Raw genomic sequence first — 23,258 nt, forward strand, 5'->3', positions numbered from 1 at the left:
CCCTAACCCCTCCCGCAAGCGGGAGGGGGACTGAAAGGAAAGCGCTTGGTACTCCCCTCCCGCTTGCGGGAGGGGCTGGGGGTGGGCAGGATCACTTCAGCCGCTCGATCATCGCCTTGTTGATCAGCACCACGCCGCCTTCGGTGCGGCGGAAGCGCTTGGCGTCGAGCACCGGGTCTTCGCCCACCACGAGGCCTTCGGGAATGCGCACACCGGAATCGAGGATCACGCGCTTGAGCCGCGCGCCGCGGCCGATGTTGCAATAGGGCAGGATCACGCCTTCATCGACGCTGGAGTACGAGCCCATCTTCACGCCGGTGAACAGCAGCGAACGCCTGGCGATCGCGCCCGAGACGATGCAGTCCTGCGAGATCAGCGAGGAAATCGCCATGCCGCGCCGCCCCTCGATATCGTGGACGAACTTGGCCGGCGCCGCCACGACCTGATCGGTCCAGATCGGCCAGTCGCGGTCGTACATGTTGAGCGCGGGCACCACGTCGGTGAGGTCGAGGTTTGCCTCGAAATAGGCGTCGAGCGTGCCGACGTCGCGCCAGTATTCGCCGATTTCCTCGGCAGCGCGGATGCAGCTGTCGGTGAAGCGGTGGGCGACGGCCTTCCCGTTCTTGACGATGTCGGGAATGATGTCCTTGCCGAAATCGCGGCTCGAATTGGGGTCCTCGGCATCGCGGCGCAGCGCGTCGAACAGGAACTTCGTGTCGAACACATAGATGCCCATCGAAGCCAGCGAGTGTTCCGGATCGCCTGGGATTGCGGGCGGGTTTTCGGGCTTTTCGACGAAATCGGTGATGACCGCGTTCGCATCCACCGCCATCACGCCAAAGCCCTTGGCTTCCTCGCGCTTCACCACGAGGCAGCCGATCGTCACGTCCGCGCCGGTCGCGACGTGCTGCTGCAGCATCAGCTCGTAGTCCATCTTGTAGATGTGATCGCCCGCGAGGATGACCATGTATTTGGGCGCATGGCTCGCGATGATGTCGAGGTTCTGGTAGACCGCGTCAGCCGTGCCTTCGTACCACGCGTTCTCGGAAATGCGCTGCGAGGCGGGGAGAATGTCGAAGCTCTCGTTACGCTCGGGCCGCATGAAGTTCCACGCGCGCTGCATGTGGCGGATCAGCGAGTGCGCCTTGTATTGCGTCGCCACACCGATGCGGCGGATGCCCGAATTGATCGCATTCGACAGCGCGAAATCGATGATCCGGCTGACCCCGCCGAAATAGACCGCAGGCTTGGCGCGGTTGTCGGTGAGATCGTACAGACGGCTCCCGCGTCCGCCTGCCAGCACATAGGCCATCGCATCGCGCGCCAGCGGCTGTGCGTAAGTATCTCTCATTGCCACACTCCCCCGTTTCTCGTTGGATTATCCCTCGAACACGAACATCATCGTTGAAAGCGGCGGCAGCACGACAAGGGCGGCGCCGCCCTCAGCCGTAACCCCGCCCAGATTGCCCTGGCCCGATCCGCCATAGATCGCAGCGTCGCTGTTCAGCGCCTCGCGCCACTTGCCGTCTTGCGGGAAGGGCAGGCGGTAATGCCCGTGCAGCGCGGGCGTCATGTTGCTGACGACAACCACCGTCGGCGCGCCCGGCGCCTTGCGTGCCCATGCGAAGACGGAGGCGGCGGCATCATCTACCACCAGCCATTCGAACCCTTCGCCCTCGCAATCGCGCGCATGGAGCGCGGGGATCGTGCGGTAGGCGTGGTTGAGGTCCTTGACCCAGCGCTGCACCCCGGCGTGCTCGGCGATGTCGAGCTGATACCAGTCGAGTGCGCGCGCCTCGCTCCATTCGCGGCCTTGCGCAAACTCCTGCCCCATGAACAGCAGCTTCTTGCCGGGATAGCCCCACATCAGCCCATAATAGGCGCGCAGGTTGGCAAACTTCTGCCACGCGTCCACGCCGCTCATCTTGCCGAGCAGCGAGCCCTTGCCGTGGACGACTTCATCATGGCTCAGCGGCAGCACGAAGTTCTCGCTGAAGGCGTACATCAGCCCGAAGGTGATCTCGTCGTGGTGATAGCGGCGATGCACCGGATCACGCGCCATGTAGGCCAGCGTGTCGTGCATGAAGCCCATGTTCCACTTGAACCCGAAGCCCAATCCCCCGCGCGGCGGTCCGCTCGCATCGGTGGGGAGCGTCACCCCCGGCCAGCTGGTCGATTCCTCTGCCACGGTCAGGAACCCGGCGTGGCTCGCGTAGACCGCGCGGTTCATCGCCTGAAGGAAGCCAACGGCCTCCCAGTTCTCGCGGCCGCCTTCGGCATTGGGGATCCACTCGCCGTCCTTGCGGCTGTAATCGCGGTACAGCATCGAGGCGACCGCATCCACGCGCAGGCCATCGACATGGTAGCGCTCCGCCCAGAACAGCGCATTGTTGACGAGGAAGCTCAACACCTCGCGCCGCCCGAAATTGTAGATCGCGGTCTGCCAATCGGGATGGAAGCCCAGCCGCGGGTCGGCATGTTCGTAGAGATAGGTGCCGTCGAACTGCGAAAGCCCGTGGGCATCGACGGGGAAGTGCGCTGGCACCCAGTCGATCAGCACGCCGATCCCGGCGCGGTGCGCGCCGTCGACGAACCGCGCGAAGCCTTCCGGCTCGCCGAAGCGGGCGGAAGGGGCGAACAGGCCGGTGGTCTGATAGCCCCAGCTGGGATCGAAAGGATGCTCGGAGACCGGCAGGAACTCGATATGGGTGAAGCCCATCTCCACGACATAGGGGATCAGCCGGTCGGCCAATTCGTCCCAGCTGTAGAACTCGCGGCCAGCACCCTCTTCGGCTCCGGCATCGGTTCCAGGCTTCTGCCACGATCCCGGGTGCACCTCATAGATCGAGATCGGCACCCGTCGGGGATCGGTCGCCGCCCAGTGCGCGCGGTGGCCGGCATCGCCCCATTCGTGCACATCGGGGGCTTCGATGACGCTCGCGGTCGCGGGGCGCAGTTCGGAGCGGAACGCAAACGGATCGGCCTTGAGCGGTTGCACCGCGCCGCCGGGGCCGACCACGCGGTACTTGTAGGCACGCCCTGCTGCGATATCGGGAATGAACACTTCCCACACGCCGATATCGGCGCGCCGCCGCATCGGGTGGCGGCGCCCGTCCCAATCGTTGAAATCGCCGACAACCGACACAAGTTCGGCATTCGGTGCCCAGACCGCGAAGTGCACGCCGCGCGCGCCTTCATGGTCGATCACATGCGCGCCGAGCTTGTCGAACAGCCTGAGATGCGTGCCCTCCGCAATGAGGAAATCGTCCATCGGCCCCAGCACTGGCCCGAACGAGTAGGCATCTGTGACCCACCATTCGTGCCCTGCCGCCGTGCAGTGATACTTCACCGGCTGGCGCGTGCCGGAAACATGGCCTTCAAACAACCCGCGATCGTCGATCCGCTTCAGTTCACCGATCACATCCCCGCCGAGGGAATGCGCCTCCGCCGTCTCCGCGCCGGGCAGCACCGCGCGGGCAAACGCGCCGCCGGGGCCTTCGTGAATGCCCAGCAGGGCGAAGGGATCGGCATGGGTCCCGTTCAGCAGGGCTTCGAGCGCGGCGGGGGAGGGTTTCATCAGGCTGACCCCACCCCCCAGATGTCACGCGCGTATTCGCCGATGGTGCGGTCGGAGGAGAACCATCCGACATTGGCGATGTTGCGGATCGCCTTTTCGCGCCATGCCGCCTGGTCTTCCCACAGGCGGTCCACCCGGCGCTGCGCGGCGTGATAGGCGTCGAAATCGGCGGCGACCATGAACCAGTCGTGATCGTAGATCCCGCCCATGAGCCCCGCATAGCGGGAGGGATCATCGGGCGAGAAAACGCCCGTCGCGATGGCGGAAACCGCCTGCTGCAATTCGCGGCTCTTTTCGATCACCGCGCGCGGGTTATAGCCTCCGGCGCGCTTTTCGGCGACTTCCTCTGCCGTCAGGCCGAAGATCACGATGTTGTCGTCGCCCACGCGGTCCTTGATCTCGACATTCGCGCCATCGAGCGTGCCGATGGTGAGCGCACCGTTCATGGCGAACTTCATGTTGCCGGTGCCGGATGCTTCCATGCCTGCGGTCGAGATCTGCTCCGAAAGGTCTGCTGCCGGGATGATCCGCTCGGCCTTCGAAACGTTGTAGTCCGGCATGAAGACCACCTTGAGCAGCCCGCCTACCGAAGGATCGGCATTCACGCGCCGCGCGATGTCGCTCGCCAGTTTGATGATCAGCTTGGCGTTGTGATAGCTCGACGCTGCCTTGCCGCCGAAGATCTTCACGCGCGGCACCCAGTCGCGCTCAGGGTGGCTGCGGATCTGGTCGTACAGCGCAACCGTCTCGACCAGATTGAGCAGCTGGCGCTTGTATTCGTGGATGCGCTTGATGTGCACGTCGAACAGGGCATCGGGATCGAGCCTGAGGCCCATCGTCTGGCGCAGATAGCTCGCCAGCGCGACCTTGTTGGCGCGCTTCACTTCGGCGATCCGTTCGCCCAGCGCGGCATCGCCCGCCAGCGCATTGAGGTCGGCCAGCTTCTCCGCATCGTCGAGAAACGCCGGGCCGATGGCGTCGGTGATGACGCCCGTCAGCCCCGGGTTGCACTGCTGCAGCCAGCGGCGCGGAGTGACGCCGTTGGTCTTGTTGTTGATCCGCGTGGGGTAGAGCCCGTGCAGGTCCGAAAACACCGTGGACTTCATCAGTTCGGTATGGAGCGCAGCCACGCCGTTGACGCTGTGCGCGCCCACGAAAGCAAGGTTCGCCATGCGCACGCGGCGTTCACCCGCCTCGTCGATCAGGCTGATCGCGGCGATGGCGCGGTCGTCCGCCCCGGCCTTGCGCGCTTCGCGCAGCACGCGGCTGTTGATCGCGTAGATGATCTGCATGTGGCGCGGCAGCAGCCGCTCGAACAGCGGCAGCGGCCAGCTTTCCAGCGCTTCGGGCAGCAGGGTGTGGTTGGTATAGGCCACCGTCCTGCGCGTCAGATCCCACGCCTCGTTGAAATCGAGGCCGTGAACATCGACGAGCAGCCGCATCAGTTCCGCCACGGCCACCGCCGGGTGCGTGTCGTTCAACTGGATCGCCGCCTTGTCCGGCAGCGTCTCGATGGCGCCGTAGGTCTGCACGTGACGCCGCACGATGTCCTGGATCGAAGCTGAGGTGAAGAAATACTCCTGCCGCAGCCGCAGTTCCTGACCGGCCGGGCTGGAGTCCGCCGGATAGAGCACGCGCACCAGCGTTTCGGCGCGCACTTCCTCGGCCAGCGCCCCGGCATAGTCGCCTGCGTTGAAGGCATCGAGCCGGATCGGATCGAGCGCGCTCGCGGTCCACAGTCGAAGCGTGTTGACCCGCTTGCCGCGCCAGCCGACCACCGGCGTATCGACCGCGGAGGCTTCGACCTGCTCGGCCGGGATCCATTCGACGCGGTCACCCTTGTCGACCACTTCGCCGCCGAACCCGATGCGGTACGCGCTTTCCCGCCTATCGAACTCCCAGGGGTTGCCGTGGCTCAGCCAGGTTTCGGGCAGTTCGACCTGCCAGCCATCATCGAGCCGCTGGCGAAACATGCCGTTCACATAGCGGATGCCGTAGCCATAGGCCGGGATATCGAGGCTCGCGAGGCTTTCCATGAAACATGCGGCAAGCCGGCCGAGGCCGCCGTTGCCGAGTGCGGCGTCCGGTTCCAGATCCTCGATCGCGGAAAGGTCGAAACCGTAGGTCCGCAGCGCCTTTTCCATCTCGCGCGTCAGGCCCATGTTGGACAGCGCATCGCGCAGCAAGCGGCCGATCAGGAATTCGAGGCTGAGGTAATAGACGCGCTTGCCCGCCGCTTCATACGTGCGGTGAGTCGAATCCATCCAGTTGTCGATCACCTTGTCGCGCAGCGCGAGGACAGTCGCGGTGAACCAATCGTGCGGGGTGGCGGAATGGACGTCCTTGCCCACGCGGTGGCGCAGCACGTCGAGGATATGGTCCTTCATGTCGGGGCCGGCTGACCCGCTGGCAGCAACAGTGCCAGGCTTTTCGCGTTCATCGTGGCGCACGAAACATCACTCCACCTGCCGGGCATGGCGAGGGATGGGCGTCTCGTGCGGCCCGCGGCCCCCCCAAAGACCCTTTTGCTGTCCAAAGCCTCCCCCGGCTTCACGCGATTGAACCTAGGCGAGGGAAGGCGCCCGCCGCAAGCGATCAGAGCCGGCAAGGTGTTATGCAATGGTATTAAGTTGAAGGAATACGATTGCAGCACCTGTCGGCGCGATCCTGCGTTCGCCTTCTACGCTTGTTCAGCGCTTCTTCGCGGCGATCGCTTCGATCTCGATCAGGAAATAGGGTCCGGCCAGCGCCGCTACCTGAAAGGTCGAGCGGGCGACGGTGTTCGGATTTTCAGCTGTCTTGAAGAACTGCTTGAAGCCCTCGTTCGCGCCGGCAAAATCCATCTTGCCGAGCTTGGGATCCGCCGCAACAAACAGCGTGAGCTTGATCACGTCCGACATCGCGTAGTCGCGGCTTTCGAGGATCGCCTTGATCCGCTTCAGCGCGCTGATCGTCTGGGTTTTCGTGTCGCCCAGATCCTCGATCGATTTCACGTCGGCAAAGCTCTTCGCCGGATCGATGGGCGAGGCGAGTTGCCCCGAGAGATAGAACAGGTCCGTCCCTGCCTTCACGTCTGCCCCATCGAGGATCAGCGCCTGCGGATTGCTCTGCACGCGTGTGACTTGCGCCGAGGCCGGAGCGGCCAGCGCAAGTGCGGCAGAGGCGAGGGCAGGCAGGAGGATGAAGCGCATCGATCGGTCCCCTTCAGGCAAAGGCCGCGCTGATGCGGCCCATCGACTCCGAGCATAAGCTACAATTCGCAAGTGCAAAAGCGCTGGCTGGCGCTGCGATACCATACGGGAATGCCCTAAAGAGCAGCGGCTACCAGCGCCGATGCGGCGCAAATTGGCATTGACCTCGCTGCAATGCAGCATAGCATGTGCGTTCTGACCGACGGTAGCAGGAGTGGGGACACGACCTTGCCGGGACTTCGAGGAACCGCCCTTTCCGCCGCCAGCCTCGCGCTGGCCGTTTCTCTCGCGCTCGGCAGTCCGGGTTTCGCGCAGGATCGCGGCGGCGGCTCTTCTGTTGCCGTGGCGGACGAGGGCCGCGAGATCTATGAGCAGATCTGCCAATCCTGCCACATGTCCGATGCGAAAGGCGGCGGCGTTCCGGGGGCCATGTTCCCCGCGCTCGCCGGCAATCCGCGCCTTGCCGATCACGATTATGCCAGCATCATCCTGCTCAAGGGACGCGGCGGGATGCCGTGGTTTTCCGGGATGCTCACCCGGCCGCAGATCGCGGCGGTGATCAACTACGTGCGCGGCCATTTCAATGCCTATCCCGATCCGGTCACCGTTGCCGATCTGGACCGCATCACTACCGCCAATCCTCCGGTTCCCGATTGCAACTGCGGGCACTGAACTCCGACCAGACAAGGTGCGCTCCGCATGACCAATCCGATCCTGCCGCAAACGCGCCGCGACCTGCTCGCGATGATCGGCAAGGTGGGCGGCGGCGCAGCGCTCTATCAGGCGATGACGGTGATGGGGCACGCTGCGGAATCGCAATTCACCGGGCCGCCGCAGCTTTCGGGCGCCAAGCCGGGTGCAACTGTGCTCGTGCTGGGCGCGGGGCTGGCCGGGATGCTCTCGGCCTATGAGCTGGCCAAGGCTGGCTACAAGGTCCAGATCCTCGAAGTGCAGACCCGCGCGGGCGGCCGCAACATGACCTTGCGCGGCGGCGATACGGTTAGCGAACTCGGCTCGGTCCAGAAGGTCGGCTTCTCGCCGGGCAACTATCTCAACCCCGGCCCCTGGCGCATTCCTTATCACCACCGCACCGTGCTGCATTATTGCAAGCAGTTCGGTGTCGAACTCGAACCCTTTCTCCAGAGCAACCACAACGCCTTTGTCCACCGCAAGGCGGCGTTCGACGGCAAGCCGCAGCGCTTTCGCGATCTCACCATCGACTGGAAGGGCCATGTCTCCGAACTGCTCGGCAAGGCGCTCAATGCAGGCGCGCTCGATGCGGCGGTGACGAAGGAGGACAGGGACGTACTGCTCGAGGCGCTGCGCAGCTGGGGCGTGCTCGACAAGAACATGGCCTACACCAGAAGCGACAAGGTGGGTGAGCAGCGCGGGTGGGGGCGGCCGCCCGGTGGCGGCGTCAACGGGGCGCCGATCCCGAACGATCCCTTCACCCTCTCCGATACGCTGGACAGCCGGATCTGGGACCAGCTGGGCTTCTTTGCCGAACACGTGATGCAGACCTCGATGTTCCAGCCGAAAGGCGGCATGGACCATATCGGCAAGGCGTTTCAGGCGCGGGTGGGCAAGCTGATCCGCTACGGCACCCGCGTCAGCAAGATCGCGCAGGACGAGCGCGGCGTCACGGCAAGCTGGACCGACGCGAAAACCGGCGCTGCCGGTGAAACCCGCGCCGACTGGATGGTGTGCACGATCCCGGCGACGATCCTTGGCCAGATCGACCTGCAGGTTTCAGACGCCAAGAAGGCCGCGATCAAGGCGCTGCCCTATGGCAATTCGGTCAAGATCGGGCTGGAGATGAAACGCCGCTTCTGGGAGACCGAGGATGCGATCTATGGCGGCAGTTCGTTCACCGATGCGGCTATCGGGCTTGTCAGCTATCCCAGCCACGGCTGCTTCAGCGATGGCCCGGCGGTGCTGCTGGGGGCCTATCCGTTCGGTGTCGGCTCCTACATGCTAGCGGGGATGAAGCCCGAAAAGCGCATTGCCGCCGCGCTGGAGCAAGGCTCCGTGTTCCATCCGGCGCACTACAAATCGGAATTCCTGACCGGCGCATCGCTTGCGTGGAGCCGGATGCCGTGGATCCTTGGCTGCTGCGCGACCTGGACCGAGGAAAGCCGGGCGGCGCACTATCAGGACCTCGTGGCGATGGACGGGCGGATCGTCCTCGCGGGCGAGCATTGCTCCTATTACGGCTGCTGGCAGGAAGGCGCGCTGCTTTCGGCGCTTGATGCGATCACCCGCCTGCACCAGCGGGCATCGGCAGCCTAAGGCTGGACGACGGGCGCAGGCTGGGGCATCGCTGGGGCGGGAGAACTGCCGCCGATGACCAAGCTGCCGACGCATATGCACGTCCTTGAAGTGTCCGAACTTGCGCCCGACCTTGCCGGGGTCGGCATAGCCGAGCGGCCGGTGCCGCAGCCGGGAGCTGGGCAGGCGCTGGTGCGGATCGAGGCGGCCTCGCTCGGCTTTCCGGACCTGCTGATGACCGAGGGGCTCTATCAGGCGAAGCCCCCGCTGCCGTTCGTGCCCGGCATGGAAGCTGCCGGCGAAGTCGTCGCGGCGGGTGAGGGGAGCCGCTGGCAGGCGGGCGACAAGGTTATCGTGGCCACGCTGACCGGCGCCGTGCAGCAATATGGTGCCTACGCCGATGCCGCTTTGGTCCCGCTGCCTGCTGCTCTGTCCTATGCCGAAGGTGCTTCGCTGCGCGCCGCCTATATCACCGCCTACACCGCGATCGCGCGCATCGGCCGGGCCGAGGCGGGCGAGACGCTGGTGGTGCATGGCGCGGCAGGCGGGGTGGGGCTCGCCGCCGTCGATCTTGGCAAGGCGCTGGGCCTTTCTGTGATCGCGGCCTCCTCGACGCCGGAGAAGCGCGAGGCGATCAGCCGACTCTATGCACCGGACCATATTCTTGCCGGGCCTACCGGCCTGCGCGAACAGATCCTCGAGCTTACCGGCGGGCGCGGGGCAGACCTTGTCTACGACCCTGTTGGCGGCGACGTGTTCGATGAGGCTTGCCGCTACACGGCATTCGGTGGCCGCCTGCTGGTTGTCGGCTTTGCCGGCGGGCGCATCGCGGAGGTGCGCACCAACATTCCGCTGATAAAGGGCTTCTCGGTCGTCGGCGTCCGTGCGGGTGAATATGGCCGCCGCTTCCCCGAACGCGGGCGCGAGGACATGGCCGCAGTGATGCGCCTCGCCGCCGAGGGCCGTATCCGCCCCCACGTCCATTCCGCCGTCCCGCTGGTGGACTGGCGCGAAGCCTATCTAGCGATGCGCGAACGCCGCGTGATCGGGCGCACGGTGATCCTGCCCAACGGGTGAGAAGCCAGGCGCTGCAAGAGCCGCCGGAACCAGACCAAAAAAAGGGGCCACCCGTTGCCGGATGGCCCTTTGAAAGTTTGGGAGAGGATGCCTGAAAGGCGTGTTCTTAGTGCGCCGCACCCCGAGTCTTCGCAAGTGCGAAACGTGGGGTAGTAATTGCAATAATTGCAATTCACACCGCCAAAAGCCCCGTTTCAAGCGATTTCAGGCGGCAGATTTTGCATTATTATCAAGTGCTGCATTCGTATGCAGTGATCGTTCACAAGGCTTTCTGCAACCATCCTGTCCTTTGGTGCAGGTTTTGTGTCCGTTACGGTTGAAACCACCTTCCGGGTCCGATTTCACGCCGTGTCATGCCCCTCGAGGGCCAAAGTTGCGCCGACTCGGGAAGTGTTATACAGCATAACCCATAAGCCTGTTTCACCCGAGAGGATCCACCGTGACCGACCAGACCCCGATTGCCCCCAAGCCTGATCGCGCCGAGGAAGACACCGTCGCCTTCTGCGTGGACGACGGCATTGCCTGGGTGGCGTTCAACCGGCCGGAGAAGCGCAATTGCATGAGCCCCAAGCTCAACCGCCGAATGAAGGCGGTGCTGGAAGAGCTCGAATTCCGCGACGATGTGCGCGTGCTCGTGCTGACGGGCGAGGGCGAGGCGTGGACCGCCGGCATGGACCTCAAGGAATACTTCCGCGAAACCGAAGCGCAGGGCCTCGGCGCGATCCGCAAGTCGCAGCGCGAAAGCTACGGCTGGTTCGAACGGCTGCGCTGGTATGAAAAGCCCACCATCGCGATGATCAACGGCTGGTGCTTCGGCGGCGGCTATGGCCCGCTGTTCGGCTGCGATATCGCGATTGCCAGCGAAGACGCACAGTTTGGTCTTTCCGAAATCAACTGGGGCATCCTCCCCGGCGGCGGTGCATCAAAGGTCGCGCAGGAACTGATGCCGTTCCGCAAGGCGATGTACCACGCGATGATGGGCGAAAACCTCACCGGCAAGCAGGCCGAAGAGCAGGGCCTCGTCACCGAAGCCGTGCCCGCCGACAGGCTCAAGGAGCGCGTGCTCGAGATCGCCAACGTCCTCAAGAAGAAGGACACGCATGCGCTGCGTGCAACCAAGTGGACGATGCGCCGCATGGTCGACATGACCTACGACAACGGCCTCGAATACCAGATCCGCGCGCAGGAAGCGCTGCACAGCTTCGGCGGTGCAGCGGCGCGCAAGGAAGCCACCCGCCAGTTCCTCGACGAGAAGAGCTTCAAGCCGGGCCTCGGCACGTTCGACGCGAGCAAGGTGGAGCGCTGAGGCGGCCCACTCCCGACCCCTGCCACAAGTGGGAAGGGAAAAAGAAGTAAGCCCCTCCCGCCTGCGGGAGGGGTTTGGGGTGGGCAGGCGGCACCACGCCACCCCGCGCAATTATCAAGAAAACATCTTGCACGCCGCAACATAGCCCGCCAGCGTCGGGGGACATCAGGAGTCCCGTAACGCCATGTCCCCATTCCGTATCGCCGCTCTTTCCGCTCTCGCGCTGGCCCCGCTTCCCGTGCTTGCCGCGGCCCCCGCAGGCTATCCCGCAGCCGAGGCACAGGTCCTCGATCTCGCCACCAAGTCGATCGCCATCCGCTCGGTCCGCGGCGAGAACAACCGCACCATCGACGTGGCCAAGCTCTACAAGCAGGCGCTGCTGGCAGCGGGCTGGGCAGAGGGCGATATTGAGATCACGCCAGTCGACGACACAGCCTATATCATCGCCACGTGGGCCGGCAGCGATCCCAAGCTGAAGCCGCTGGTGATTTCGGGCCACATGGACGTGGTCGAAGCCAAGCCTTCCGACTGGAAGCGTGATCCCTTCACGCCGGTGGTGGAGGACGGGATCCTCTATGGCCGCGGCGCGACCGACATGAAGTTTGGCGGCGCGCTCGCGCTTTCCTCGCTGATCGAACTGCGCAAGTCGGGCTACAAGCCGCGCCGCACCATCGTCATCGAGTTTTCGGGTGATGAGGAAACGGTGATGAAGACCACTGGGCTCATCGCGGACAAGCTCAAGAATGCCGAACTCGTCATCAATGCCGATGCCGGCGGCGGCAAGCTTGATGAAGAAGCAGGCAAACCGCTCTACTGGGTGTGGGACGGCGCCGAGAAGACCTACGGCGACTTCAAGTTCGAGGTCACCAACCCCGGTGGTCACAGCTCCGCGCCGCGCCCCGAAAACGCCATTGTCCAGCTTTCCTCCGCGCTCGTGAAGCTCGGCGCCTATTACTTCCCGGCTGAGCAGAACGCGCTGACCAAGGCTTACTTCACGCAGGCCGCCCCCTTCGAGGCCAATCCGAAGACCGCTGCCGCGATGCGCGCCTTTGCAGCCAATCCGGCGGACGCGGACGCGATAGCCGTGCTGCGCGCCAATCCCGCGATGGTCGGCAAGGTTGGCACCACCTGCGTGCCGACGATGTCGGACGCCGGCCACGCCCTCAATGCGCTGCCGCAGCGCGCCACGGCTTATATCAACTGCCGCATCTTCCCCGGCCACAGCCGCGCCGAGATCATGGACCAGCTCGCCAAGGTGGTCGGCCAGCCCGAAGTGAAGATCACCGACGTTACTGAAGGCTCGTTCGAGACTGATGCCTCGCCGATGCGCCCCGATTTCGTCGCCGCCTCGACCAAGGCGATCCGCAAGGCGTGGGGCAAGGACATCGCCGTCGTCCCCTCGCAGAGCTCTGGCGCATCGGACAGCATGTACTACCGCCGCCTCGGCATCCCCGCCTATGGCGCGAGCCCGGTGTTCACCAAGGATAGCGAGGAATTCTCGCACGGACTCAACGAGCGCGTGCGGCTGGAGAACATCCGCCCCGGCGTGACGTACTACGTCAGCCTGCTCACCGATCTTTCAAAGTAACGGGCTTGGCTAAATAAGCGTATCGAGGAAGCGGCGCGCGATGGCGCCCGCTTCCTCGGCGCTGAAGCAGCCGGGCGAGAGACACAGCTCCAGCCACAGCCCGTCGACCAGCGCCGAAACCGCGATGGCATCGCGGCGCTGGCGTTCTGCTGGCACGCCGCAATCGCCCAGCAAGGCTTCGAGCCGCGCGCGCGAGCCTGAGTATTGCTCGTCATGCTGGGCGGCGATGGCGGGCCGCGCGGTGACGAGGCTCCAGAACGCGATCCAAGTGGCGAGCAGCTGCGGGTCGGCGATGGCCGGCGCGAAGCTGGCCATCACGAAAGCATCGAGCCGCGCGCGGGGGTTCTGCCCCGCTGCGTTCACGGCCTCGTCGATGGCCTCGTTCACCTTGTCTTCGACGTGGGCATAAGTTGCCGCGACAAGCGCTTCGATTCCGCTGAAATAGTGACTCACCAGCCCCGGCGAGACGCCCGCCTCCACCGCAATCGCCCGCACGCTTGCGCCCGCTGCGCCGAGCCGCGCCAGCACCCGCGCGCAGGCCTCGATCAGCGCAAGCCGCCGGGCATCGGGTTCCTGGCGCCGGAAGGCGGGTTGATGAGGGCCAGAGTGAGGGGAGTGCGCTTTCATCTTGCACATCCTACCCGTTGTTGTACGATCGTCCAACAAGCAATTTCACACCCCTTGGAGATTCGGTATGGGCCACCAATCTGCCATCGCGGCCTGCAGCGCGAGTGAGCACGATCCTGACGCGGACTGGAGCCTGCCGGGCTGGCTCTATACCGATCCCGAATACCACGCGCTGGAGATGGAGCGGGTGATCCGCCCTTCGTGGCAGATCGTCTGCCATGTGAACGAGATCCCCAACGCGGGCGACTGGCGCACGATCGACTACATCGGCGAGAGCGTGATCGTGATGCGCGGCGATGATGGTGAGGTGCGCGCCTTCACCAACGTCTGCCGCCACCGCGCGATGCGGCTGGTCGAAGGCACTTCGGGCTGCGCGAAGAAGCTCGTCTGCCCCTACCATGCGTGGGTCTACGAGACCGATGGCCGCCTCACCGGGGTTCCCATGAAGAGCGACTATCCCGCTCTCAAGCTGGAAGAAAACGGCCTCGCCCCGGTCGCGCTCGAAGTGTGGCGCGGCTTTGTCTGGGTCTGTCTCAAGCCCGGTGTGTTCCCGACACCGAGCGAAATGATGGCCCCGCACGAAGCTGAAATCGCGCCCTATCGGTTCGAGGACATGCAGCCGATGGGCGCCATGCGCCTGCGCCCGCGCGATGTGAACTGGAAGAACGTCGGCGACAACTATTCGGACAACCTCCACATCCCCGTCGCGCACGATGGCCTGACGCGCATCTTCGGCAAGTCCTACCAGATCAGCGCTGACGACTGGGTCGACCGCCTCAAGGGTGATCTGGTGGACAAGCCCAGCGCCAACTTCTGGGAACGTTTCTACCAGGCGCATCTCCCCAACGTGGAGGAACTGCCGGAGGAAAACCGCCGCCGCTGGCTCTACTTCAAGCTTTGGCCGAACATTGCGTTCGATATCTATGCGGACCAGATCGATTTCATGCAGTGGCTGCCTATCAGCCCGACCACCTGCCTGCTGCGCGAGATGGCCTATACGCTGCCGGACGATTCCTTGCCTGAAGACGAGCGGCGCACGATGAAGCTGGTGCGCTATGCCAACTGGCGCATCAACCGCGTGGTCAACAAGGAAGATACCTGGCTGATCGAGCGGGTGCAGCAGGGCATGGCCTCTGACACGTACGGCGCTGGGCCCATCGGCAAGAGCGAGGTTTGCCTGCGCAGCTTCGCCCGCAAGATCCGCGCGCTGACGCCGGAGGCTAGGCTGCACAAGGCTCCGCCGGCGGGGTGGTCGAAGGCTTGAAGTAAAGGGCCCACACCCGGCCCCTCCCGCAGGCGGGAGGGGAGAGGAAGGGCTAGAGCTATAACGCTCCTCCCGCTTGCGGGAGGGGTTGGGGGTGGGCCAACCCACACCTGAGAAAAAGGGAAGAAATCCAATGTCGAACCGTTACGACGCGATCATCATCGGCGGCGGCCACAATGGCCTTACCTGCGCCTTCTATCTCGCCCGCGCCGGCATGAAGGTGCGCGTGCTGGAGCGGCGCGACATTGTCGGCGGGGCCTGCGTGACCGAGGAATTCCATCCCGGTTTCCGCAACTCGACCGCGAGCTACACCGTCAGCCTGCTGCGCCCCAAGGTGATCTCCGACATGAAGCTGCACGAGCGCGGCTTCCGCATCATCGAGCGCACGATCAGCAATTTCTTCCCGTTCGAGAACGACTACCTCAAGCTCGGCGGCGGACCCGGCCGCACCGAGGCGGAATTTGCGCGCTTCTCCAAGAAGGACGCTGAGACCTACAAGCACTACGACGCTGCGCTGGAGAAGGTGGCGCAGGTGCTGCGCGATATCGCTCTGAAGTGCCCACCCAATGTCGGCGGCGGCGTCCGCTCGCTGCTCGCTGCCGCACAGCAGGGTTGGCCCATCGCGGGCCTCGGCCTCGATGTGCAGCGCGATTTGCTCGACATCTTCACCAAGTCGGCGCGCGAATTCCTCGAAGGCTGGTTCGAGCACGATTACGTGCGCACCGCGTTCGGCTTCGATGCCGTCGTCGGCAACTTTGCGGGCGTTTCCACCCCCGGTTCTGCCTATGTGCTGCTGCACCACGTGTTCGGCGAAGTGAACGGCAAGTTCGGCGCATGGGGCCACTCGGTCGGCGGCATGGGCGCGATCACGCAGGCCATGGCCCGCGCCTGCGCCGAGGAAGGCGTGGAAATCAGTCTCGAAGCGCCGGTTGCCAAGGTCCTCGTCAACAACGGCAAGGCCGTCGGCGTGACGCTCGAAAGCGGTGAGGAGCTTTATGCGCCGACCATCGCCGCCAACGTCGGCCCCGCGCTGCTCTATCGCAAGATGGTCGACAGCAGCGATCTCGATGCCGATTTCAACCGCCGCATCAAGAACTTCAAGACCGGGTCGGGCACGTTCCGCATGAACGTCGCGCTGTCCGAACTGCCCGATTTCACCGTCCTTCCCGGCAAGGAAAAGGCCGAGCACCACACCGCCGGCATCATCATCGCGCCGGGCATGGACTACATGGATCAAGCCTTCATCGATGCGCAGCAGTTCGGCTGGTCGAAGAAGCCGATCATCGAAATCAAGCTGCCCACCACGATCGACGATAGCCTCGCCCCTCCGGGCGGCCATGTCGCCAGCCTGTTCTGCCAGCAGTTCTCGCCCGAATTGAAGGACGGCCAGAGCTGGGACGACGTGCGCGAGAAGGTGGCGGACCTCATCATCGACACCGTCAACGACCACGCACCCAACTTCAAGAATGCGGTCATCGCCCGGCAGATCCACTCGCCGCTCGATCTCGAACGCAAGTTCGGCCTTATCGGCGGGGATATCTTCCACGGGCAGATGGGCCTCGATCAGCTTTGGGCCGCGCGCCCCGTGCTCGGTCACGGCGATTATCGCTCGCCGATCAAGGGCCTCTACATGTGCGGTTCGGGCACGCACCCGGGCGGCGGCGTGACGGGCGCGCCGGGCCACAACGCGGCTGCGGAAATCATCCGCGATCGCGGCACGCTGTGGAAGGTGCTCCACCGCGGACGGTAATTCCGTTGCAGCCTGAACGGTTTCCTCTAGCCTCCCGGATCAGGGGCTAGGGGGAAACGTTCATGCTGACCATGCTGCTGATCCTGCTTGGGCTGGGGGTTCTGGCCTATCTCGCCGCGCTGCTGCGCGTGGTGATCCCGCAGCGAGCGGTGCCGAAGCCCGAAGCCGTGCTGCTCGGCGGAGTGACCAACTTCTTCGACACGCTCGGCATCAGTTCATTCGCGACGTCGACTGCCTGGGTCAAGTTCCGCAACCTGCTGCCAGACCGGCTGATCCCCTCCACCCTGCTCGTCGGCCACACCGGCCCAGCGATCATGCAGGCGATCATCTTTCTGGTCCTCCTCGGCGGCAATGTGGACCCGGTGCTCCTCGTCGGCTGCATCCTAGGCGTACTGGCCGGAGCCGTGCTCGGTGCGTCGCTGGTTTCGCGCGCGGCGGTTTGGCTGGTGCAGGCGATGGTCGCGCTCGGCCTTGTCATCGCCGCGACGATCTTCCTGCTCATCAACCTGCACCTGATGCCCGGCGCCGGCACCGCCTCCAGCTTGCCACTGCCGCTGCTACTCGGGGCGATTGCCGCCAACTTCGGGTTTGGCGTGCTCGTCAATTTCGGCATCGGCAACTTTGCGCCCACGCTCATCATGTTCAGCCTGATGGGGATGGACCCGCGCTATGCCTTTCCGGTCATGGCAGGCAGCGCAGGCATCGCGGGCGCGGGGGCCAGCATCCGCCACATCCAGATCGGCGAGGTAGACCTGCGCGTCGTCACCGGCATCATTCTGGGCGGCATACCAGCGGTGCTGGTGGCCGCGTTCCTCGTCAAGAACATGGATGTCGTGATGCTGCGCTGGTTGGTGATCGCGGTGGTCTACTACGCCGCAGTGGTCATGGCGCGCTCGGCTTGGGCGGGCTTCAAACAGCGCTGATCATCGCCGCCACCATCTCGAACAGGAATTCCAGCACCACCGGTAGCAGCTGGATCCCGATCTGCAGCAGGAACCACAGCACCCAGAGCGTCGCCACCCCGGCGATGATCCAGTGCTGCTTGAAATAATAGAGATACCGCAGCCACAGCCGCTTCCACCACCGCGCTTTCATGCCAGCGCAGTCTCGCGCTGTCCGCGCCGTACCGCGAGGTAAACCGGCACGCCTGCGGCCACGAGCCCTAGCCCGTAGCTCACCGCGCTCGCGCCGAGGCCCCATGTTGCCCAGCCGATGAAGGCCGCTCCGCCCAGCGCGATCACCGTCAGCCCGCGTTCCTGCGGCAGGAGGCGGATCGCGGCCATCATGCTCATGAAATAGGCGAGCATGCCCGCCGCAAGGCTGACGGAGGCGATGAATTGGAACAAGTCGCCAAGGCCCCGACCATAGTTGAGCAGGGTCACGGAGGTCAGCAGCAGCGAGGAGACGACATGCGCGCGCACCGGCGTGCCGCGCTTGCCATCGGCGGCGAACCACATCGGAAACACCCCGCCGCGCGCCATCGCCTGCGGCATTTCGCCCTGCAGCAGGATGAAGCCGTTGAGCGTCCCGAACGCGCTGATCGCAGCAAACACCGCGACGACCGAGGCCATGTTTCCGCCGAACGTGCGGCCAAGGAAATCCGCCACCGGGGCAGGGGAGGCCGCCGCCTGATCGGCCGGCATATAGGCCCAGAACGCGAGGCTGATCCCGAAGTAGACCGCGCCTGTCAGCACAACGCCGATCAAGGTGGCGAGCGGTACCACGCGCGCGGCATTCTCGACCCGGCCAGCGGGCACTGTCGCGGATTCAAGCCCGAGGAAGCCCCAGAACGTCAGCCCTGCCGCAGCGGCAATCGCTCCCGGTGCGATGGAAACCTGCGGCGGCGGCACGCGCGGCGTTCCGCTCGCGGCAAACCACAGCGCCAGCACGATCAGCAGCACCAGTGGCAGCAGCTTGAGCGCCGTCGTCACCACCGAAAACGCCCCCGCCGCGCGCACGCCGCGAATGTTGATGAGCGTCATCGCCCAGACGCAGGCCACGGCAAGGATCGCGGGCATCCCCGGCGTCTTGCCGATCCACGGCACGACGAGGCTGAGGTTGCTGACGACCGCCACCGCAATCGCCCCGTTGCCGCTCCACAGCAGCACCCAGTAACTCCACGCCGTTACGAACCCCGCAAACGGCCCGAACGCCGCCGAGGCATAAGCGTAAGGCCCGCCCGAACCCGGCAGCCGCGCGCCCATCCGCGCGAAAACCGCCGCCATCGCGGTTGCCCCGGCAATCGTCACCATCCAGCCGAGCAGTTGGTTTGTGCCGAGCGGCGCCAGAGTTGAGGGTAGCAGATAGATGCCGGAGCCAACCATGTTGCCCACGCACAGCGCCAGCACCATCCAGAAATTGAGGCCGCGCGGTTGCTGGTTCATCAAGTCTTCCATTCTCGTTTGCGTCACAGACTAACGCTTGATCGCGCGGCGTCACCGTGTTTCTTGTCCGCCGCCATGGCCAGCCAGACCGTTACCGCTCCGAACTACGATCCCCGCCTGATCCGCGCCGCGATCGCGATGAACGAAAACGTGTTGCACGTGGCCGAGCCCCTGCTGCGCGCGCTGCTCAAGGAAAACCCCTTCGATGTGCGGGCGATCCGCCTGTTCGCAGAGCTTGCCGGGCGGATCGGCCGCTATCAGGATGCGGAAAACCTGCTGCGCCGCGCTATCGAACTCGCACCCGATTTCACCCCCGCGCGCGCCAATCTCGCGCTCGTGCTCTATCGGACCGAGCGGGTGACGGAGGCGCTGGAGGAATTGGCGCGCGTCACCACCGAAGATCCGGACAATCTCGGCAATGCCAACCTGCAGGCCGCCGCCTATGGCCGCATCGGTGAATTCGACGAGGCGCTCGCGCTCTATGCCCGCGTGCTGCAGGATGCGCCGAACCAGCCGAAAGTCTGGATGAGCTACGGCCACCTGCTCAAGACGGTCGGGCGGCTGGATGAAGGCATCGCCGCCTATCGCCGCGCGCTGGCGATTCAGCCCAAATCTGGCCAACCCTGCCTCGGCGAAGTGTGGTGGAGCCTCGCCAATCTCAAGACGGTGCGCTTTTCCGACGAGGACATGGCGGCCATGCGCGCGGCGCTGGCGGACGAGAAGGTTTCGCCCGAAGACCGCTGGCACCTCGATTTCGCCCTCGGCAAGGCGCATGAGGACCGGCGCGAAGCCGAAGCGGCATTTGCGCACTATGCGGCGGGCAACGCGCTCCGGAAGGAGCAACTGCGCTACAAGGCGGCTGAAACCACCGCCGCCGTCGATGCCGCCATCGCGCTTGCCACGCCCGAACTGTTCGCGCGCTACGCAGGGGCCGGATGCCCTGCGCAGGATCCGATTTTCGTGCTCGGCATGCCGCGCGCAGGTTCTACGCTCGTCGAGCAGATCCTCTCCAGCCACAGCGCGGTGGAAGGCACCAGCGAATTGCCGGACATCGGTATCCTTGCGCGCACGCTGGAGCATTACCCGCAGAACCTCGCCGCCATCGATCCCGCCAAGCTGCGCGATCTTGGGGAGCAGTATCTCGAACGCACCCGCGTGCAGCGGCATACCGCGCGGCCGCTGTTCATCGACAAGCTGCCCAACAACTGGCTCTATGTGCCCTTCATCCGGCTGATCCTACCCAATGCGAAGATCATCGACGCGCGCCGCCATCCGCTTTCCTGCTGCTTCTCCAATTTCAAGCAGCACTTCGCGCGCGGGCAGGGCTTTTCCTATTCGCTGGAGGACATGGGCGCCTATTACCGCGACTATGTCCGCCTGATGGCGCATCTCGACCGCGTGATCCCCGGCGCCGTCCACCGCGTGATCTACGAACGCATGGTCGAGGAAACCGAAACCGAAGTGCGCGCGCTGCTGGATGCCTGCGGCCTGCCATTCGAGCCTGCCTGCCTTGCCTTTTACGAAACCGAGCGGGCTGTGCGCACACCAAGCTCGGAGCAGGTCCGGCAGCCCATTTTTCGTGAGGGTACCGAAGCGTGGAAGCCGTTCGAACCCTTCCTCGATCCGCTGAAGTCCGCGCTTGGCGATGTGCTCACCGCCTACCCCGCTGCGCCGTCCGGTTGGTAAGGATTACGCGCAATATTACGTTGCAATTCGGCCACGCATCCGAGTGCAAGGTGACATGGTGCTGAAACACGGTTGAAATCTTCACCAAGTCGGACCACGGTCGCGCCGTCCTGGGGGACCAACGAAATGGGAAATAATATGAAGACTGCGTACTCGCGCGTTTCGCGCAGCGTTCTGATGGCGACCGCAGCGTTCGCCGCCCCTGCAGCTCTTGCACAGACGGCCCCGCAGGCCGCGGCAGATGCCGCCGCAGTATCTGATGGAACCGAAATCATCGTGACCGCGCAGAAGCGCAGCGAAAACCTGCAGAACGTGCCGATCTCGATCCAGGCTTTCGGCACCCAGAAGCTCGAGCAGCTCAACGTCGCCAGCTTCGACGACTACGCCAAGGCGCTCCCCAGCGTCAGCTTCCAGTCGTTCGGCCCGGGCCAGACGCAGCTGTCCTTCCGCGGTATCACCAGCGGCGGCGATGGCCTGCGCGGCGGTTCGCAGCCCACCGCAGCGCTCTATCTCGATGAAGTGCCCGTCACCACCATCGGCAACGCGGTCGACCTCCACGTCTACGACATCGCCCGGGTCGAAGCGCTTTCGGGTCCGCAGGGCACGCTCTTCGGCTCGAGCTCGCTCGCCGGCACGCTGCGTATCATTCCCGCCAAGCCCGATACCAAGGGCTTCGCCGGCCGCATTGATGTCTCGGGCAACAAGGTCGGCAAGGGCACCGGCGGCGGCAGCATCGAAGGCTTCGTCAATATCCCGCTGAGCGACCGCGCGGCGCTGCGCGTCGTCGGCTTCTACCAGCGCGATGGCGGCTATATCGATAGCGTGCCGGGCTCGCGCACCTTCACGCTGGGCGATGACGATCCGACGACCAACGTGACGGTCAACAACGCGAAGTACGTCAAGGACAACGTCAACACCACCGACACGGTCGGCGGCCGCGCTGCGCTCAAGGTGGATCTCGACGACAGCTGGACGATCCAGCCCGCGGTCATCTATCAGCACCAGACCACGCACGGTTCGTTCCTGTTCGATCCGCGCATCGGCGATCTCAAGGTCACCGATTTCGGCCCCTCGCGCAATCGCGACGACTGGGTGCTCGCAACGATGACGATCAATGGCAAGATCGGCAACTGGGACCTGACCTATGCCGGCGGCTACTTCGACCGCAAGATCGACAACCTGAGCGACTATTCGGAATACTCGGTTGCCTACGACCAGTTCCAGGGCGGCTTCTACACCTACTTCCCGACCGGAACCGGCAGCTTTCTAGATCCCACCCAGCAGGTTCACGGTCACGACGCTCTGACCAAGCAGAGCCACGAACTGCGCATCTCCTCGCCGGCCGGAGAACGCTACAAGCTCACGGCGGGCGCGTTCTTCCAGCGCCAGACCGACCGGATCGTCGCGGACTACTATATCAACGGCCTTGCCGCGATTCCGAACTCGCCGGCCGTGCCCAAGTCGGGCGACGACCTCTTCGCGACGCGCGCCTACCGCGTTGACCGCGACTATGCCGCCTTCATCGACGGCTCGTTCGATATCACGCCCCAGCTCACGCTTGCGGGTGGTATCCGCGTGTTCAAGTACAACAATACTTTCGTTGGCTTCTCCGGCTTCGCGTCGAACACCACGGCCGCGAACTGCGTTGCGGTGGTTGCCGACGACCGGGTCTGCAACAACTTCGACCGTCAGGCCAAGCAGACCAGCGAAACCCACCGCGTCAACCTCACGTGGAAGATCGATCCGGACCGGCTGGTCTACGCGACGTACTCGACGGGCTATCGTCCCGGCGGCAACAACCGCCGCCCGAACGTCAACCCCTACGTTTCCGATACGCTCAACAACTACGAACTGGGCTTCAAGACCTCGTGGTTCGACCGCAAGTTCCGGCTTAACGGCGCGCTGTTCTACGAACAGTGGAAGAACCTGCAGTACGGTCTAAGCCCGGTCGGCTCCAGCGGCGTCACCAATATCTACAACGCCGGCAATGCGCGGGTCTATGGCGCGGAAATGGACTTCAACCTGCGGCTCGGCGGGCTGAACCTGTCGGGTTCGGGCGCGCTGATCGACGGCAAGTTGACGACCGACTTCTGCTCGTTCGACACCAACGGCAACCCTGACTGCTCGCTTGGCGTCGTTGCTGCGGCCAAGGGTACGCCGCTACCGGTCCAGCCGCGGTTCAAGGGCAACATGACCGCGCGCTACGAGTTCGACATGGGCAAGGCGAAGGCCTTCGTTCAGGCCTCGCTCAACCACCAGTCGGGCACGCGCTCCTACCTTACCACGCGCGAAGCAGACCTCCTTGGCCGGACCAAGGGCTTTGAGACGTTCGACTTCTCGGTCGGCGCAAAGGTCTCGGGCTTCGACATCTCGGCCTACATCGAGAACGCCTTCGACAAGCGCGGTATCCTCAGCATCAACACGGTCTGCACCCCGTCGATCTGCGGCGGTGCTGCGCGCTTCTACCCGATCAAGCCGCAGGTGTTCGGCATCAAGCTCGGCCACGATCTGTAAGCAGTAGGCCCCGGTTTCCTCTCAGG

At 64.6% G+C, this 23,258-nt stretch carries 17 protein-coding genes; 10 read left to right on the forward strand and 7 right to left on the reverse strand.

All coding sequences use genetic code 11. The annotated features are described in order from the left end of the window. Nucleotides 1-91: 91 nt before the first annotated feature. The 4 genes from glgC to NSE01_RS08575 form a co-directional block, all read right to left on the reverse strand. Nucleotides 92-1,351, reverse strand: coding sequence for a glucose-1-phosphate adenylyltransferase (gene glgC, locus NSE01_RS08560; protein ID WP_147159186.1), 1,260 nt, complete (start codon nucleotides 1,349-1,351; stop codon nucleotides 92-94). Between the two features lie 27 nt (nucleotides 1,352-1,378). Beyond that, a complete protein-coding gene (gene glgB, locus NSE01_RS08565; protein ID WP_147159187.1) occupies nucleotides 1,379-3,577 on the reverse strand; it encodes a 1,4-alpha-glucan branching protein GlgB in 2,199 nt (732 codons plus the stop codon). Continuing rightward, the gene (locus NSE01_RS08570) at nucleotides 3,577-5,964 is read right to left on the reverse strand and encodes a glycogen/starch/alpha-glucan phosphorylase (protein WP_147159388.1); all 2,388 of its coding nucleotides are present in this window, start codon (nucleotides 5,962-5,964) and stop codon (nucleotides 3,577-3,579) included. Before NSE01_RS08570 ends, glgB begins: the two co-directional genes overlap by 1 nt. A gap of 303 nt (nucleotides 5,965-6,267) precedes the next feature. Further along, entirely contained in the window at nucleotides 6,268-6,768 is a 501-nt protein-coding gene (locus tag NSE01_RS08575; protein ID WP_147159188.1) for a RidA family protein, read from the reverse strand. A 228-nt stretch (nucleotides 6,769-6,996) separates the two neighbouring features. Here NSE01_RS08575 and NSE01_RS08580 point away from each other — a divergent pair, with 228 nt between their 5' ends. From NSE01_RS08580 to NSE01_RS08600, 5 genes are all read left to right on the forward strand, one after another. Beyond that, a complete protein-coding gene (locus NSE01_RS08580; RefSeq protein ID WP_246135113.1) occupies nucleotides 6,997-7,440 on the forward strand; it encodes a c-type cytochrome in 444 nt (147 codons plus the stop codon). 27 nt (nucleotides 7,441-7,467) lie between these two features. Then, nucleotides 7,468-9,057, forward strand: a complete 1,590-nt coding sequence (locus NSE01_RS08585; protein WP_147159190.1) for a flavin monoamine oxidase family protein — start codon at nucleotides 7,468-7,470, stop codon at nucleotides 9,055-9,057. Between the two features lie 54 nt (nucleotides 9,058-9,111). Beyond that, nucleotides 9,112-10,113 (forward strand): NADPH:quinone oxidoreductase family protein, encoded by a 1,002-nt coding sequence (locus NSE01_RS08590; protein WP_147159191.1) that lies wholly within the window; start codon nucleotides 9,112-9,114, stop codon nucleotides 10,111-10,113. A gap of 439 nt (nucleotides 10,114-10,552) precedes the next feature. Then, on the forward strand, nucleotides 10,553-11,419 hold the full coding sequence (locus NSE01_RS08595; protein WP_246135114.1) for a p-hydroxycinnamoyl CoA hydratase/lyase: 867 nt from the start codon (nucleotides 10,553-10,555) through the stop codon (nucleotides 11,417-11,419). A gap of 184 nt (nucleotides 11,420-11,603) precedes the next feature. After that, complete coding sequence (locus tag NSE01_RS08600; RefSeq protein ID WP_147159192.1) at nucleotides 11,604-13,007, forward strand: M20/M25/M40 family metallo-hydrolase; 1,404 nt, start codon at nucleotides 11,604-11,606, stop codon at nucleotides 13,005-13,007. A gap of 9 nt (nucleotides 13,008-13,016) precedes the next feature. Here NSE01_RS08600 and NSE01_RS08605 read toward each other — a convergent pair whose 3' ends face one another. Then, nucleotides 13,017-13,634: a TetR family transcriptional regulator C-terminal domain-containing protein gene (locus NSE01_RS08605; RefSeq protein WP_147159193.1), complete on the reverse strand. Its 618-nt coding sequence runs from the start codon at nucleotides 13,632-13,634 to the stop codon at nucleotides 13,017-13,019. A 67-nt stretch (nucleotides 13,635-13,701) separates the two neighbouring features. Here NSE01_RS08605 and NSE01_RS08610 point away from each other — a divergent pair, with 67 nt between their 5' ends. The 3 genes from NSE01_RS08610 (at nucleotide 13,702) to NSE01_RS08620 (ending at nucleotide 17,571) form a co-directional block, all read left to right on the forward strand. Beyond that, nucleotides 13,702-14,898, forward strand: a complete 1,197-nt coding sequence (locus NSE01_RS08610; RefSeq protein ID WP_147159194.1) for an aromatic ring-hydroxylating oxygenase subunit alpha — start codon at nucleotides 13,702-13,704, stop codon at nucleotides 14,896-14,898. 133 nt (nucleotides 14,899-15,031) lie between these two features. Further along, nucleotides 15,032-16,648, forward strand: a complete 1,617-nt coding sequence (locus tag NSE01_RS08615; RefSeq protein WP_147159195.1) for a phytoene desaturase family protein — start codon at nucleotides 15,032-15,034, stop codon at nucleotides 16,646-16,648. A gap of 62 nt (nucleotides 16,649-16,710) precedes the next feature. After that, entirely contained in the window at nucleotides 16,711-17,571 is an 861-nt protein-coding gene (locus NSE01_RS08620) for a TSUP family transporter (protein WP_147159196.1), read from the forward strand. On the opposite strand, the gene NSE01_RS08625 is transcribed toward NSE01_RS08620, so the two are convergent. Together NSE01_RS08625 and NSE01_RS08630 are read right to left on the reverse strand one after the other, a co-directional pair. Next, nucleotides 17,558-17,743, reverse strand: a complete 186-nt coding sequence (locus NSE01_RS08625) for a hypothetical protein (RefSeq protein ID WP_147159197.1) — start codon at nucleotides 17,741-17,743, stop codon at nucleotides 17,558-17,560. The two genes, NSE01_RS08620 and NSE01_RS08625, sit on opposite strands and share 14 nt — an antisense overlap. Beyond that, nucleotides 17,740-19,032: an APC family permease gene (locus NSE01_RS08630; RefSeq protein ID WP_246135115.1), complete on the reverse strand. Its 1,293-nt coding sequence runs from the start codon at nucleotides 19,030-19,032 to the stop codon at nucleotides 17,740-17,742. Before NSE01_RS08630 ends, NSE01_RS08625 begins: the two co-directional genes overlap by 4 nt. Before the next feature lie 75 nt (nucleotides 19,033-19,107). Between NSE01_RS08630 and NSE01_RS08635 the strand changes: the two genes are divergently transcribed. After that, nucleotides 19,108-20,718, forward strand: a complete 1,611-nt coding sequence (locus tag NSE01_RS08635) for a sulfotransferase family protein (RefSeq protein ID WP_174812020.1) — start codon at nucleotides 19,108-19,110, stop codon at nucleotides 20,716-20,718. A 138-nt stretch (nucleotides 20,719-20,856) separates the two neighbouring features. After that, a complete protein-coding gene (locus NSE01_RS08640; protein WP_147159199.1) occupies nucleotides 20,857-23,232 on the forward strand; it encodes a TonB-dependent receptor in 2,376 nt (791 codons plus the stop codon). The last annotated feature ends 26 nt before the right edge of the window (nucleotides 23,233-23,258 follow it).

This window comes from Novosphingobium sediminis (genome assembly GCF_007991615.1).
In the GTDB taxonomy this organism is placed as follows: domain Bacteria; phylum Pseudomonadota; class Alphaproteobacteria; order Sphingomonadales; family Sphingomonadaceae; genus Novosphingobium; species Novosphingobium sediminis.

What these genes read in the sequence shown, in the direction of transcription:
- NSE01_RS08625 (WP_147159197.1), bottom strand. Translation starts at nt 17,743, where the DNA reads ATGAAAGCGCGGTGGTGGAAGCGGCTGTGGCTGCGGTATCTCTATTAT.
- NSE01_RS08640 (WP_147159199.1), top strand. Translation starts at nt 20,857, where the DNA reads ATGAAGACTGCGTACTCGCGCGTTTCGCGCAGCGTTCTGATGGCGACC.
- glgC (WP_147159186.1), bottom strand. Translation starts at nt 1,351, where the DNA reads ATGAGAGATACTTACGCACAGCCGCTGGCGCGCGATGCGATGGCCTAT.
- glgB (WP_147159187.1), bottom strand. Translation starts at nt 3,577, where the DNA reads ATGAAACCCTCCCCCGCCGCGCTCGAAGCCCTGCTGAACGGGACCCAT.
- NSE01_RS08590 (WP_147159191.1), top strand. Translation starts at nt 9,112, where the DNA reads ATGACCAAGCTGCCGACGCATATGCACGTCCTTGAAGTGTCCGAACTT.
- NSE01_RS08600 (WP_147159192.1), top strand. Translation starts at nt 11,604, where the DNA reads ATGTCCCCATTCCGTATCGCCGCTCTTTCCGCTCTCGCGCTGGCCCCG.
- NSE01_RS08605 (WP_147159193.1), bottom strand. Translation starts at nt 13,634, where the DNA reads ATGAAAGCGCACTCCCCTCACTCTGGCCCTCATCAACCCGCCTTCCGG.
- NSE01_RS08630 (WP_246135115.1), bottom strand. Translation starts at nt 19,032, where the DNA reads ATGAACCAGCAACCGCGCGGCCTCAATTTCTGGATGGTGCTGGCGCTG.
- NSE01_RS08575 (WP_147159188.1), bottom strand. Translation starts at nt 6,768, where the DNA reads ATGCGCTTCATCCTCCTGCCTGCCCTCGCCTCTGCCGCACTTGCGCTG.
- NSE01_RS08585 (WP_147159190.1), top strand. Translation starts at nt 7,468, where the DNA reads ATGACCAATCCGATCCTGCCGCAAACGCGCCGCGACCTGCTCGCGATG.
- NSE01_RS08615 (WP_147159195.1), top strand. Translation starts at nt 15,032, where the DNA reads ATGTCGAACCGTTACGACGCGATCATCATCGGCGGCGGCCACAATGGC.
- NSE01_RS08620 (WP_147159196.1), top strand. Translation starts at nt 16,711, where the DNA reads ATGCTGACCATGCTGCTGATCCTGCTTGGGCTGGGGGTTCTGGCCTAT.
- NSE01_RS08610 (WP_147159194.1), top strand. Translation starts at nt 13,702, where the DNA reads ATGGGCCACCAATCTGCCATCGCGGCCTGCAGCGCGAGTGAGCACGAT.
- NSE01_RS08570 (WP_147159388.1), bottom strand. Translation starts at nt 5,964, where the DNA reads ATGAAGGACCATATCCTCGACGTGCTGCGCCACCGCGTGGGCAAGGAC.
- NSE01_RS08635 (WP_174812020.1), top strand. Translation starts at nt 19,108, where the DNA reads ATGGCCAGCCAGACCGTTACCGCTCCGAACTACGATCCCCGCCTGATC.